Annotated in this window: 11 protein-coding genes; 5 read left to right on the forward strand and 6 right to left on the reverse strand. The window is 36.4% G+C overall.

The window, feature by feature from the left end:
* Positions 1 to 23: 23 nt before the first annotated feature.
* Together BHE19_RS02840 and BHE19_RS02845 are read right to left on the reverse strand one after the other, a co-directional pair.
* A complete protein-coding gene (locus BHE19_RS02840; RefSeq protein WP_070905860.1) occupies positions 24 to 656 on the reverse strand; it encodes a hypothetical protein in 633 nt (210 codons plus the stop codon).
* A gap of 12 nt (positions 657 to 668) precedes the next feature.
* On the reverse strand, positions 669 to 1,112 hold the full coding sequence (locus BHE19_RS02845) for a nucleoside deaminase (RefSeq protein ID WP_017497260.1): 444 nt from the start codon (positions 1,110 to 1,112) through the stop codon (positions 669 to 671).
* Between the two features lie 248 nt (positions 1,113 to 1,360).
* Here BHE19_RS02845 and BHE19_RS02850 point away from each other — a divergent pair, with 248 nt between their 5' ends.
* Positions 1,361 to 3,148: a 1-deoxy-D-xylulose-5-phosphate synthase gene (locus BHE19_RS02850; protein ID WP_070905861.1), complete on the forward strand. Its 1,788-nt coding sequence runs from the start codon at positions 1,361 to 1,363 to the stop codon at positions 3,146 to 3,148.
* Positions 3,149 to 3,179: 31 nt separating this feature from the next.
* Positions 3,180 to 4,181, forward strand: a complete 1,002-nt coding sequence (locus tag BHE19_RS02855; RefSeq protein ID WP_070905862.1) for a DUF3078 domain-containing protein — start codon at positions 3,180 to 3,182, stop codon at positions 4,179 to 4,181.
* Positions 4,182 to 4,275: 94 nt separating this feature from the next.
* Here BHE19_RS02855 and BHE19_RS02860 read toward each other — a convergent pair whose 3' ends face one another.
* Entirely contained in the window at positions 4,276 to 5,622 is a 1,347-nt protein-coding gene (locus tag BHE19_RS02860) for a deoxyguanosinetriphosphate triphosphohydrolase (protein WP_070905863.1), read from the reverse strand.
* Between the two features lie 312 nt (positions 5,623 to 5,934).
* Positions 5,935 to 6,396: an Lrp/AsnC family transcriptional regulator gene (locus tag BHE19_RS02865; RefSeq protein WP_017497264.1), complete on the reverse strand. Its 462-nt coding sequence runs from the start codon at positions 6,394 to 6,396 to the stop codon at positions 5,935 to 5,937.
* A 157-nt stretch (positions 6,397 to 6,553) separates the two neighbouring features.
* Here BHE19_RS02865 and metE point away from each other — a divergent pair, with 157 nt between their 5' ends.
* A complete protein-coding gene (metE, locus tag BHE19_RS02870; protein ID WP_070905864.1) occupies positions 6,554 to 8,878 on the forward strand; it encodes a 5-methyltetrahydropteroyltriglutamate--homocysteine S-methyltransferase in 2,325 nt (774 codons plus the stop codon).
* Between the two features lie 289 nt (positions 8,879 to 9,167).
* On the opposite strand, the gene BHE19_RS02875 is transcribed toward metE, so the two are convergent.
* Positions 9,168 to 9,761 (reverse strand): outer membrane beta-barrel protein, encoded by a 594-nt coding sequence (locus BHE19_RS02875; protein WP_070905865.1) that lies wholly within the window; start codon positions 9,759 to 9,761, stop codon positions 9,168 to 9,170.
* Between the two features lie 200 nt (positions 9,762 to 9,961).
* On the reverse strand, positions 9,962 to 10,540 hold the full coding sequence (locus BHE19_RS02880) for an outer membrane beta-barrel protein (protein WP_017497267.1): 579 nt from the start codon (positions 10,538 to 10,540) through the stop codon (positions 9,962 to 9,964).
* Positions 10,541 to 10,684: 144 nt separating this feature from the next.
* Here BHE19_RS02880 and gldA point away from each other — a divergent pair, with 144 nt between their 5' ends.
* Both gldA and BHE19_RS02890 read left to right on the forward strand, forming a co-directional pair.
* A complete protein-coding gene (gene gldA, locus BHE19_RS02885; protein WP_070905866.1) occupies positions 10,685 to 11,581 on the forward strand; it encodes a gliding motility-associated ABC transporter ATP-binding subunit GldA in 897 nt (298 codons plus the stop codon).
* A 467-nt stretch (positions 11,582 to 12,048) separates the two neighbouring features.
* Positions 12,049 to 14,172, forward strand: coding sequence for an outer membrane beta-barrel family protein (locus tag BHE19_RS02890; protein WP_070905867.1), 2,124 nt, complete (start codon positions 12,049 to 12,051; stop codon positions 14,170 to 14,172).
* Positions 14,173 to 14,556: the final 384 nt, after the last annotated feature.

The following is a 14,556-nucleotide window of genomic DNA, read 5'->3' on the forward strand; positions in this document are numbered from 1 at the left end:
CCTCTTTTTAAACAGTCTCCTTTTTACAATTCTGTCCCAAGTCCGGACAATACTTTGTTCAATGCAACAAAATGTTCTTTTGTGTCAGCGGCATAAAACAATTGATTCCCTGCCTGCACTATGACTACATCATCATCATAATTACCATAAAAATTTATTCCTCCAAGCCATTGTTTAAAAGAGAATCCTTTATTTCTGAAGTTTGCGCGAACAAAATTCAATTCATCTTCTTCCAATTCATAAAATGTATTACCCGGGAACTTTAAAGCAAAACCTGCCTGAAGAAAAGCCATTGCAGTAAAAAAATCACTTAACGTTTCCGTTTCCAGATTCCAGTCTTTCTCGTCTTCGCTCATGTATACTGGTGGATCAGATTTTGACAAATCCTCTTTATGAATCCCCCAAACACAAGCCTTTTGATTTTCAGAATAAAATATCAAATAATCATTGTGTTTATAATATTGAAAACGCTCCGGTACGATTAATAAATCCTGTGTATGGTTTAGATTTTGAATTTTACCCAATTCCGCATAATAGTCAACAAATACCTGCGGAAGTGTTCCGAAGATATTTTTAACTACCTCCATTTCACTATCAGCAAAACCATTAGATTCAGTGATGTGATATAGTTTTTTTATGGTTGAGAAATTGGTCATGATTTACAGCAATTATTTCCTTCTCTCTACAAAAAAGCGTTTCATTAAATCCGCAGCTTCATTGGCCATCACTCCGGAAACCACTGTTGTTTTTGGGTGTAACTGGGTTCCCATGGTCATGAAACCCCGATGTTCATCGCGAGCACCAAAAACAATTTTTGAAATCTGACTCCAATACAAAGCCCCTGCACACATTTGGCAAGGTTCAAGGGTAACATATAACGTACAGTCTTTGAGGTATTTTCCACCTAAGAAATTGGCTGCAGCGGTTATCGCCTGCATTTCTGCATGAGCCGTAACGTCATTTAATAATTCGGTTAGATTATGGCTTCTTGCAATAATTTTATCGGCAACTACAATGATTGCTCCAACAGGAATTTCGCCTTTTTCAAAAGCCATTTCAGCTTCCTGCAAAGCTTTTTTCATAAAATACTCGTCGGTGAAAGGATTTATCATAAGTGCAAAAATAGTTTTTTTTGAAATAATTTCCCCTGAGTTAACGTCAGGAAATCGCTAATCAAAACTTAGCTTTTTCTGTAGAAGTTAGTTCAATAAAATTAATCGCCTCATAAATAGCAGTTTTTTGAGGCAATTAACGTTATTAATTGCCTCGTTTCTATGAAACTCCCCTATTAAAAGTTCGTGCTAAACATTCAAAAAACAATAATTAAATTTAAAACCGTAAATTTGCTTTTTACCTTACAATGAAAAGTAACTTACTCTCCAACATATACAATCCCGCTGATTTACGCTTATTAACTGAAGCGCAGCTTTCTCAGGTTGCACAGGAATTACGCGATTTTATTATTGATGTTGTTTCGGTTAAAGAAGGGCATTTAGGCTCCAGTCTGGGTGTAATCGAATTGACCATTGCACTTCATTATGTGTTTAATACTCCTGACGATTTATTGGTTTGGGATGTTGGACATCAGGCTTACGGACATAAAATCCTAACCGAAAGAAGGGAAATTTTTCATACCAACAGACAGCTTGAAGGTATTTCCGGTTTTCCAAAAAGAAGCGAAAGTATTTACGACACCTTTGGCGTGGGACACTCGTCGACTTCTATTTCGGCGGCACTTGGAATGGCCATTGCTTCAAAACTAAAAGGCGATTTCGACAAACAGCATATAGCCGTAATTGGTGATGCGTCGATTGCTTCAGGAATGGCTTTTGAAGGTTTAAATCATGCCGGGGTTACAGATGCCAATCTTTTGGTCATTCTAAACGATAATGCTATCGGGATTGACCCAAGCGTAGGGGCTTTGAAAAAATATTTAACAGCTGTTAAAAACGGGAAAAATCCGAAACAGAATAACATCATCAAGTCGTTAAACTTCGATTATTCGGGACCAATTGACGGTCACGATCTTCCTGTCTTAATCAAAGAACTCAATCGTTTAAAGAAGATAAAAGGTCCTAAATTTCTACATATTGTAACCACAAAAGGAAAAGGTTTACAGCAGGCAGAAGAAAATCAGGTAAAATATCATGCTCCGGGAAAATTTGATGCTTCAACCGGAGAACTTTATTCTAAATCAGAAGAAAATTTACCTCCTAAATATCAGGATGTTTTTGGTCTGACGATCTTAGATTTAGCCAAAAAGAACGAAAAAATCATCGGAATCACTCCGGCAATGCCATCCGGAAGTTCTCTTAAATTTATGATGGATGAGATTCCCGAACGCGCTTTTGACGTGGGAATAGCCGAACAGCATGCGGTAACACTTGCTGCAGGAATGGTTACGCAGGGAATGACGGTCTACTGCAATATTTATTCGACTTTTTTACAGCGTGCTTACGATCAGGTCATTCACGATGTTGCACTGCAAAACTTACCCGTTATCTTTTGTCTGGATCGTGCAGGCTTGGTAGGCGAAGACGGTGCGACACATCATGGTGTTTTTGACATTGCTTATTTGCGTGCGATTCCGAACCTAATTATTTACGCTCCCCTCAACGAAATTGCCTTACAGAACATTTTATATACGGCACAATTGGGATTAAATCATCCCATCGCCATTCGATATCCAAGAGGCCGCGGCGTTATATCAAATTGGGAAGTAGAAAATTTCGGACATTATAAAAAAATTGAAATTGGCCCCGCAACCTGCTTAAAAAAGGGAACAAAAACAGCCGTTTTGTCTACCGGAACAATTGGAAATAATGTGATCGAAGCAATAAATGAATCTTACAATTCCGCAACCATTGCCCACTACGATTTTCCTTTCATTAAACCGCTAGACACCAATACCTTAATCGATATTTTTACAAGTTTTGAGAGAATAATTACGGTCGAAGACGGTACTGTAAACGGTGGTTTTGGAAGTGCTATTTTAGAGTTTGCAGCCTCACATAATTTCAAAAATACCATCGAAGTTTTGGGTATTCCGGACACGTTTATAGAGCATGGAACGGTTAACCAGTTACAACAATTGTGTAAAATTGACGTTAAAAGTTTAATAAATCTTTTTTCAAACGATACAAAATAATTATTTTGCGCTGTCAAAAAATAAAATCACAATGAAATTATTGCGTTCTACCCTTTTGCTTTTGCTGCTTTTGTGTACTTCAAATAACTTTGCTCAAATTATACAAACGACTTTGGATCCTGGCGAGTTACCTGCACCTCCATCAAACTGGACCAAAAAAAATCAACTGGGCTTTGACATTTCCGAAATTGCTTTTGTGAACTGGAGTGCGGGGGGAACAAGCTCGATCTCCGGACTTTTTAAAGGTGAATTTAACCGAACTTATATTAGAGGAAATCACAAATGGGCCAATGAGCTTATTATAAAATACGGTTTAAACCAGCAAGACGGTACTGAACTCCGAAAAACTGATGATGCTTTTCTATTCAATTCGACTTACGGCTTTAGAAAAGATACAATCTCAAATTGGTACTACTCGGCCAAATTCAATTTTAATACTCAATTTACTGACGGATACAATTATCCTAACAAAGATGTTGCGATCTCCAGACCTTTTGCACCAGCTTATGTCTTCCTTGGAGCCGGAGCTGAAAATTCAGATAAAAAGAAAAACCGAACCCTATATTTCTCTCCAATAACCTTAAAAACTACCTTGGTTCTGGATCAGGCTTTAGCCAATCAGGGAGCTTTTGGTGTGCGAAAAGCGACTTACATAGTAGATCCGATGGACCCGAATTCTAAAATTTTGCTTGAAAATGGGCAGAAAGTAAAAGCCGAATTTGGTATTCTGCTTACCGGATACATGAAAAGCGAAATTTACAAAAACATCTTCTACGAAAACCGATTGAGTTTGTATACCGATTATCTAAACAAATTCGGAAATGTCGATATCGATTATGATACCCGTCTGGATCTTGTGGTAAATGCTTATGTAAAAGCAAATATTGGTGTACATCTGGTGTATGATGATGATATCAAAACCAAAAAAGACTTTTTTGATCCTGCTACCGGAACAACTTCACAAGTCAATAACGGACCAAGAGCCCAGCTAAGACAAGTCTTAGGCGTGGGTCTCGTATATGCTTTTCAATAAAATATTAAAGATTGGAGTAATTCATTTTAACACATAGAATCCATGTATCTATGTGTTACATTTTCTTGTCAATTACACTTTACGACTTAGCGTGTTATTTGTTTTTTCTGCCATTTATAGTTTCAAACAACTCTAGTGCATTCCCGTCTGTTAGCAAAGAAACGTAATGACAGATATGCAGCAAACGTTCGTATAAATTGGTTTTCTCTAAGTGATGTTTTTCAGGCAGCATTTTCAAAAGCAATTTATCGTAGTTTGAAGCAGTTCCTTCGTATTTGTTGTTGAAAGCAGTTATAAATTTATCCAACAGGGTTTGAATAATCTGATACCCTACAATTTCTTTTTCAACTACCTCGCGGCTTTGGTAGATTTTATCGATACTTAGTTTGATAATATCATCCATCTGCGCTTTGTATTTACTCTTATCTGTTAAAGCAAAAGGAAATTTCCCGGCCAAAATAGCTTCTTCATTTTCAACAAAAACATTTACAGCATCATTTATCAATGTTCCGATAGCCAAAGCACGTAAATAACTAATTCGGTCTTCTTTTGTTGTTAAAGTCTTGTATTTGGCTACTCCGATGTTATCTTTCACCAGTTTGATTAAATATTCTAAGGCATAATCTTCTGAAACCAATCCCAGATTTATACCGTCTTCAAAGTCAATAATGGTATAGCAGATATCATCGGCTGCTTCCACCAAATAGGCCAAGGGATGTCTTTCAAAACCAATATCGTCTCCTGTTTTATTGACAATCATGCCCATATCATTAGCAACTTCTTCAAAAAAAGATTTGTCGGTCTGAAAGAAACCGTATTTTTTGTCAGCGATATTTTGGGTAGGCTTTTTAGGCAAACTTTCTTTCGGATATTTCATAAAAGCGCCAAGGGTAGCATAGGAAATTCGAAGTCCTCCCTCAATTCCCGGACGACTTGCCGTAAGCACCGAAAATCCATTGGCATTTCCTTCAAAATCAATCAGATCCTGCCACTGTTTTGGGGTTAACTGATCTTTGTATTTTAAACCGTTTCCTATCGAAAAATACTCTCCAATTGCTTTCTCTCCTGAGTGTCCAAAGGGAGGATTTCCTATATCATGCGCCAGAGAAGCTGCAGCTACTATAGCGCCAAAATCGTTCATATGATACCCGTGAACTTCTTTTAGATGAGGATATTTTTCGATGATTTTTTTTCCAACCAAACGCCCTAGTGAACGTCCGACTACCGAAACTTCTAAACTGTGTGTCAATCTGGTATGCACAAAATCGGTTTTCGAAAGCGGAATAACTTGTGTTTTATCCTGTAAAGAGCGAAATGCCGCCGAAAAGATTATTCTGTCATAATCAACTTCAAAACCCAAGCGGGTATCGTCCTGTTCTACACGTAATCTTTTGCTGGTATCGCCTTGGCGTTTGAGTGATAAAAGTTGTTCCCAGTTCATTTTCAAATTTAGATTTCTGATTTTAGATTTTAGATTTTCCGATCTAAACGTCAAAAATACGTTTTATTTTAGGATTTAATAGAATAAAAGAGGCCACAGATTAATTTGATTTAAAAGATTAAATTCTTTATTCGCCACGAATTCACGAATTAATCTAAACGAAATAATTAATGGAATCTGTGGTAAAAAATCTAACCGCAATGATTTGCGATAATTCGTAAAATTCGTGGCAAAAAGTCTAAAAATCGATTATAAAAAATCATTATAATCTGTGTAATCTGTGTAATCTGTGGCAAAACCAAACCACCAGTATCAAAACTCCAGCGCAGTACTGTGTTTGATTTCTCCCATTACAAAAATACTGTTGGTATTACCGATGTTTTCAATCGTTGACAATTTGTTCATCACAAAATCCTGGTAACTGGCCATATCCTGAACCAGAATCTTGAGCATAAAATCATAATCACCGGCGATATTATAACATTCTATAATTTCGGGAAGAGCTACAATATCTTTTACAAAATTGCTCCCTACATTTCTGGCATGTTCTTTTAAACGCACATTACAAAAAACCGTCATTCCGCGATTCATCTTTTTCTTGTCCAGCAACGCTACATATTTAGTGATATATCCGTCACGTTCCAGTCTTTTTATACGCTCATAAACGGGAGTTACGGTTAAAAATAATTTACTGGCGAGGTCTTTTGTATTGATGTTAGAATTTTCCTGAAGGTATTTCAGGATCAATAAATCGGTTTTATCTAAGTCTTCCATAGTTTTTTTTACGGCTAAAGTTATTCTTACAATAAATAATCAGTAATATAATCTTTAAAACATCCTTTTTAAAATACATTTTACTGAAATAATCTTCAAATATAAGTTATAAAAACCAATACAATACATTTGTACCGTAAAAAATACTGAATCAAAAATGAAAACAAACAATTTAGGATACCCAAGAATTGGTAGCAACAGAGAACTAAAAAAAGCCAGTGAGTTGTACTGGGCAGGGAAAATTTCTGCAGATGAATTAATCGAAACCGGAAAAGACATTCGTCGAAAAAACTGGCAGTTACAAGCTGAAGCCGGAGTAGATTTGATTCCGTCTAATGATTTTTCGTTTTATGATCAGGTTTTGGATCTAACGCTTACAGTTGGTGCAATTCCGGAACGTTACCACGAACTGGCAAAAACAAATACTTCAATCGATTTGTATTTTGCTATGGCAAGAGGTGCACAAAAAGACGGTCAGGATGTTGTAGCTATGGAAATGACCAAATGGTTCGATACCAACTACCATTATATTGTTCCTGAGTTCACAAAAAATCAAAAATTTGAATTGTTTTCGGAGAAGATTATCAATGAATTTAAGGAAGCAAATGCCTTGCAGATTGCTACAAAACCTGTACTAATCGGACCTGTTTCTTATTTGCTTTTAGGAAAAGAAAAAGAAGAAGGTTTTCACCGCATTGATCTTATCGACAAACTGCTTCCTGTATATTTTGAGATTTTCGAAAAACTACAAGAAGAAGGTGCTGAGTATATTCAGCTCGACGAACCTTTCCTGGCGTTAAACTTAACAGATAAGGAAAGAAGCACCTTCACAAAAGTATACCACGAAATCCACCAAAATTTCCCTAAAATTAAAATCGTTCTGGCGAACTATTTTGATTGTTTTGGAGAAAATCTGGCCACAGCACTAGCTCTTCCGGTGGATACTTTTCATTTGGATTTAGTGCGCTGCCCTTCTCAATTAGATGATATTTTAGAATCAGGTCAATTAGCTCCTACCGCGAATCTTTCCTTAGGTGTGATTGACGGAAGAAACATCTGGAAAAATGATTTCAGAAATTCTCTGGAACTGATCAAAAAAGCTACTGCTGCTTTGGGAGAAAACAGAATTCTGGTTGCCCCATCCTGCTCATTAATTCACAGTCCGTGTGATTTAGATTTAGAAACCAATGATGCTACACTGACTCCTGAAATCAAACAATGGCTTGCTTTTGCCAAACAAAAAATCAATGAAGTCGTTTTATTGAAACAATTCGCTTCTAATGAAATTGACATTAAAAACTCTATTGATTATGAACAAAATGTGATTGCCAACAACAACCGTAAAACATCAGCATTAATTCATAATGACGAAGTGAAAACGCGTGTTGCCGGAATTACAGCTTCGGATGACCAACGTAAAAGCACTTTTGCTGTTCGAAGAAAAAGTCAGATTGAAGCTTTAAACCTGCCTTTATTCCCGACCACCACCATTGGATCTTTTCCTCAAACTGCTGAAGTGAGAAGCTGGAGAGCGAAATTTAAAAAAGGAGAATTAACAACAGAACAATACAACGATTTAATCGAAAAAGAAACTGAAGCTACGATTCGTTTTCAGGAAGAAACAGGAATTGACGTTCTGGTTCACGGAGAATTCGAGCGTAATGACATGGTGGAATACTTTGGAGAACAATTGTCTGGTTTTACTTTTACAAAAAATGGCTGGGTACAGAGTTACGGAAGCCGTTGCGTGAAACCTCCCGTTATTTACGGCGATGTTTCAAGACCAAACCCTATGACGGTAAAATGGTCGCAATACGCACAATCTCTGACTCCAAAATGGGTAAAAGGAATGCTTACCGGACCGGTTACTATTTTGCAATGGTCTTTTGTACGTAACGATCAGCCTCGTTCCGTGACCTGTACGCAGATTGCTTTAGCCATTCGTGATGAAGTTGTTGATCTGGAAAAAGCCGGAATCAAAATCATTCAGATTGACGAGCCTGCCATTCGCGAAGGTCTTCCTTTACGAAAAGAGGAATGGGCCAATTACCTGGACTGGGCTGTAAAAGCATTCCGTATTTCTGCAAGTGGTGTTAACGACGATACGCAAATTCACACCCACATGTGTTACAGCGAATTCAACGATATTATCCAAAATATTGCCGATATGGATGCCGACGTGATCACGATTGAATGCTCGCGCTCGCAAATGGAACTTTTAGATGCTTTTGCCAACTTTAAATATCCAAACGAAATTGGACCGGGAGTTTACGACATTCACTCTCCACGTGTCCCTTCAAGTACCGAAATGGTTCATTTGTTAGAAAAAGCAGCTGCGGTTATTCCTGCGGATCAATTGTGGGTAAATCCTGATTGCGGCTTAAAAACCCGTCATTGGGACGAAACCAAAAAGGCTTTGATCGAGATGGTTAACGCAGCCCAGGAAATGAGAGCAGCAGTTGAAAACACCGCTACTTTTTAATTTTATTTGAATATATTTTGTTTTTTTAGTGCCAACCGGCGAAGCCGAAACTCTTGTAGTTATGATTTTTTTCGACTTCGCTATTGTTGGCATTTTTTTTAGCAGCAGAAGATTTTTTCTCAAAAGACCTTCAGTCCCGCTATCCGTTATATCTTTTATGGCGAACCCCGCCACAAAAGAATACCACTTCTATCGGGGCTAAACGATAAAATTTTACTTTTCATAAGCTACTAGTACAAAAAAAAGCGCTCCAATTGGAGCGCTTTCCTATTTAGATCAAGATCTAAAACTAGAAGTTTTTAGAAATTCCCATAGAAAATGCATTTCCAAAAGTAAAATTGAATCTTTTTCTACTATCACCAGCGCCGTTATTTTCATCATAATTTAAAGTGTCATACTTTAAACCTCCTATATTGAAATTCAGACCAAATCCTTTACCAATATTTATTAGCAGTGCTGGTGTTACACCAATATAAAACCCATCTCCTTTATTAACTGTAACTGTATTCGTAAAATTATTTTCATACGTTTCTTTTCGCTTTTGAAAACCTGCTCCTAAATCTGCATAAACAGAAAAAATTTCACTTAATGGTTTAGAATATCTCAAAAAACCTCCTGTAGACAGGGTTTGATCTTTGTATTCAGAATTATTATTCCCTTGTTTAGTTGCTGAAATTCCAACCTCAATACCTGCTGTCCAGTTTTCATGAAATTGATACCCTACTTTTGGCGCAAAACCAAAATAATGGTTTTTGTTATCAGACCCTAATTCTGATACAGTTTCTGAATTGTAATAGACACTTCCCATAACCAAAACAGAACCTTTTTGAGCATTTGCAAAACTAAATATCGTTAGTGCAAGAATAAGTAACATTTTTTTCATAGTTGTTATTATTTAAAATTTAATCCTATTTCACAACAACAATGCCGTTATTTTTAATCATTCTAAAATAGAAACATAAACAACTAACGTTCAATCTTTTAAATCGCTAAAAAACACACACTTTAGAATCTGCTTTTCATTAAAACAAAAAAAGCACCCGCCATGGCGGATGCTTTTCTGAAATTGAATACTATTTAAGATTAGAAGTTTTTAGAAACTCCAATGTTAAATGTTCTACCAAAATTAAAATTGAAGTTTTTAACTTCTGGTCCATTGTTATCATAGTTTAAAGTGTTGTACCCTAAACCACCAATGTTAAAGTTTAAACCAAAACCTTTTTTCATGTCGATGAAAAGAGCTGGTGTAATACCAATGTACATACCGTCAGCTTTAGCAGTTGAAGTCATTGGTCCAGTGTACGTTTTGTCTTTTGCACTTTGAAAACCTGTTCCTAATTCAGCGAAGAAAGCGAAAGTTTGGTTTAATGGCATAGTGTAACGTAAAAATGCACCTAATTTAGTAGTGTTGTTTTTCACTTCATTTACTCCTTGCTCAGTTTTGCTAGAACCAAAAGAAGCCTCACCCCCTACAGTCCAGTTGTCGTGAAATTGGTAACCTACTTTTGGAGAAAAATCAAATTCATTCGTTTTAACCTCATTGTTTCCTAAAGTTCTGGTTTGAGAAGTGTAACCAATACCACCACCAACTAAGATTGTTCCTTTTTGTGCGTTTGCAAAGCTAACCATAGCTAATGCAAGAACCACCAACATTTTTTTCATTATAAATTATTTTAAATTTGATATCCCTTTAACAAGAACGATGCCGTAACGACTGGCTTTTATATTTTTTTTATGATTTCTTTAAAAGATAAAAATGTAGTAATCGAGCGTATTTCTGTTTACTTTTGTAGCAAATAAAAAGTCATGTCGATAGCAGTAAACAACATATCAAAAAGTTACGGAACCCAAAAAGCGCTAAATGAAATTTCATTCTCTATTGAAAAAGGAGAAATCGTCGGATTTTTGGGTCCAAACGGAGCAGGAAAATCTACATTAATGAAAATTTTGACGACCTATTTACTGGCAGATAATGGCTCAGCCCTTGTAAACGGTCATGATGTCATGACGAACGCAAAGGCAGTTCAACGTTCTATTGGCTATTTACCGGAACATAATCCGTTGTATCTGGATTTGTATGTTCGTGAATATTTGGCTTTTAATGCCGATGTTTATCAGGTTCCGAAATCAAGAATTGAAGAAGTCATACAACTGACAGGACTGTCAGGTGAAAGTCATAAAAAAATAGGACAGCTCTCTAAAGGATACCGCCAGCGTGTGGGACTTGCCAATGCTTTATTGCACAATCCGGAGGTTTTAATTCTGGACGAACCCACTACCGGACTGGACCCTAATCAGTTAATGGAAATTCGAAATGTGATCAAAAATGTAGGGAAAGATAAAACCGTTTTTCTGTCTACTCATATCATGCAGGAAGTCGAAGCCATCTGCGATCGTGTCATTATTATTGACAAAGGACAAATTGTTGCCGACAAAAAATTAGACCATCTGGTATCTGAAAATGCGGAGCAAGTGATCGAAGTAGAATTTGATTATCAGGTAGAAGAACAGCTTCTGGCTAAACTTGAAAATATTACGGCCTACAAGAACACACACGATATGACCTGGGAACTAACTTTTGTTTCTGAAAAAGACATGCGTCCGGCTATTTTTGATTTTGCCAATGAAAATGGTTTAAAAACATTACAACTGAACCAGAAAAATAAAAATCTCGAAGCAGTTTTCAGAGAAATTACAAAGTAGGGATTCCAGCCTTACTTCATTTTAAAATAAAAACCAATTTGTTCTGTTATAGAATAAGTTGGTTTTTCTGCTTTTATTCCTCGCCTGTTTTTCCATTTTCTCAAACTCTGTGAAGTCTTGTTTTCACAGGCATTTTCCTCAAATTTTTAATATTTTACCAGATTTTATACTTTTCATTCAAAACAGGAACCCTTCAATATCAAGGCCTTACATTATTTGTCGTAAATTTTAACTATATTTATTTAGACTTATTATAAATAGTGTTATATTTGACAACTGAAACTTCAAATAATCACTCATGTTTTCAATACTCCTTCCTATAAAAGCCTCGATATATAAGCTCTCAAACCGATTGACACTTCTTCATAATACACTTTCTGATAAACTCGAACAACTCGTTCTACAGTAGCATACAGCTTCCGTACCCAAAATCAAAAATTACTTTACCCCCATCATTCCAAAATACCATGAAGAATATTATAACATCTATTGTACTTGCCTTTTCAGTCTACGGATATTCGCAGACGGAAAAAGGAAGAGACAGCATTGTCGAAACTTCGATTAATGCTTTAGATGAAATTGTAATCACAAAAAAGAAGGTTTTATATACGCAGAAATCAGATCGACTGGTTTTTAATGTAGAAAACAGCATTGTTTCTGAAGGCGGCACTGCTTTAGATGTTTTATCACGTGCTCCGGGCGTTGTCGTTTCTCAGGACGGCGAATTATCGATCCGCGGACAACAAGGTGTCGGAGTGATGATTAATGGCAAGTTAACACAGCTTTCGCAAAAAGAACTCGCGAATTATTTAAAGTCAACTACCTCATCCAATATCAAACAAATTGAAGTGATTACGAATCCTTCTTCTAAATATGATGCGACCGGCAAAGCCGGAATTATTAATATTATTTTAAAGAAACCTAATGCAGGCGGACTTAAAGGAACGGTGTTCACCAATTACGGAAGAGCCCGTAAGAACAGAACCAATTCAGGTGTTAACTTAAGTTACAACAAAGATAAATTTGGCGTTTACGGAAACTACAGTTACACCTTTAGAGGTGAGGAAGAACGTAAAGAATTCGATCAGATTCAATATACTGACAACACACGTCAAACTATTTCAACAAAAAACCATCAGACCTCGGTTACAGACGAACCGCTGACTTCTAATAATTTTAAAATTGGAACTACCTATGAAGTTTCTCCTAAAACGAATTTAGAAGTTTATGTTGATGCCAAACTGGGGCGTTACGAGAACATCGCTAATGGTAGAAACACATTGCTAAATACTTCAAATCAGGTACAATTTGATGCTTTGACCTTCAACGACAGTAAAGAAAAGTGGAATGATTATACGTATGGCTTTTCTGGAGTTCATAAATTTAATACCGAGGGCAAAAACATGTCTTTTGATTTGGAGTATGAAACGTCAAAATTCAGATCGAATCAGTTCCAGAGTGCAAAAAATACAGATCCTGCTATTGCTGCTAACATTAATGACCGCAGGGGTTTTATTCCGTCGCAATTGAGTGTTTTTACAGGAAAAATTGATTTCGTCAATCCGTTAAAGGAAAAGCAGTCTATCGAATGGGGCGCTAAAGCCAGCGTTAAAAACAATGACAATCCATCGGTTTACGAGTATTACGACAATAATCAGTGGATCGTTGATCCTAACTCAACCAATCATTTTGAGTACAAAGAACAAATTTATGCTGCCTATGCTAATTACAAATACCAACTGGAAAATTTAAATATTCAGGGAGGGTTAAGAACGGAATATACTGCGATTGAGATACTACAAAAAACCTTAAATGAAACCCATAAAGACGATTATTTAAAATGGTTTCCAAGTGTTTCTTTGAAATATGAGCTAAGCAACGACCATTCTTTGCACGCCTCCTACAGTAAAAGAATCAACAGACCGAGTCAGTTTGATTTGAATCCGTTTCGTTTTTACGATGATTCTTTTAATTATTCACAGGGGAATCCGAATTTGGTTCCGGAGATTACACATTCGTCAGAAATTGGATACGCCTGGAAAAGTGCTTTTATGGCTTCGTTGTATTTCAGTAAAACCAAAGATGTTTTCACAGAGGTTTACGATTACAATCCCGCCAACAACACTACTGTAACTTCCCAAATTAACGTGAGCAAATCCTTTAATTATGGTGCAAATATTACCAACACAGCCGAAATTTACAAATGGTGGTCGGTGAATACGCTATTCAACATTTTCGAAAATAAGTTCATGGGAAATGTAGTGAATACGGATAAAATTGATCCTATTGTTACTTTAAATCTAAGTGTACAGAACTCCTTTACGATCAGCGAGAGCCTAAAGGCTGAAGTTAACGCACAATATCAATCCAAATCGAATCTTGGTATTTATGAAAGAGATGCTTTTTTTGATTTTAGTATTGGAATCTCGAAACAGGTACTGGCTAAGAAAGGAAGTATCAAATTTAATATTACAGACATTTTTAATACCAATAATTTTCACATCAATTCAGTCATAGCTCAAACGAGCATCAATAAAAGATATGATCTGGACAACCGTATTGCTACTATAGCGTTTACGTACAGAATTTAATATTTGGATCTTTAGTTTCCTTGTTTTTGTTTTTTTTTTGAATGAAAGAGCCTGTTTGTAGTTAGCAGGCTCTTTTTGTTTGTGGGGTTAACCGCAAAACAAGTATAGAATTTTTGCTCGCAAAGACGCAGAGGCGCAAAGTTTAATTTTCTGGCACTTATCATCTTGTTGAGATTTTTTATCCTGCAGCACACTGCCACAACTAAAAAAATCTTGAGGTTGCGAAGTTAACCGCAAAGCAAGTATAGTATTTTTGCTCGCAAAGACGCAGAGACGCAAAGTTTAATTTTCTGGCACTTATCATCTTGTTAAGATTATTTATCCTGTAACACACCGCCACAAATAAAAAGACCTTGAAAATGATATTAAGAGCTTTGTCAGACT

Origin of the sequence: Flavobacterium tructae (genome assembly GCF_001853485.1) — a bacterium.
GTDB classification, from domain to species: Bacteria; Bacteroidota; Bacteroidia; order Flavobacteriales; family Flavobacteriaceae; genus Flavobacterium; species Flavobacterium tructae.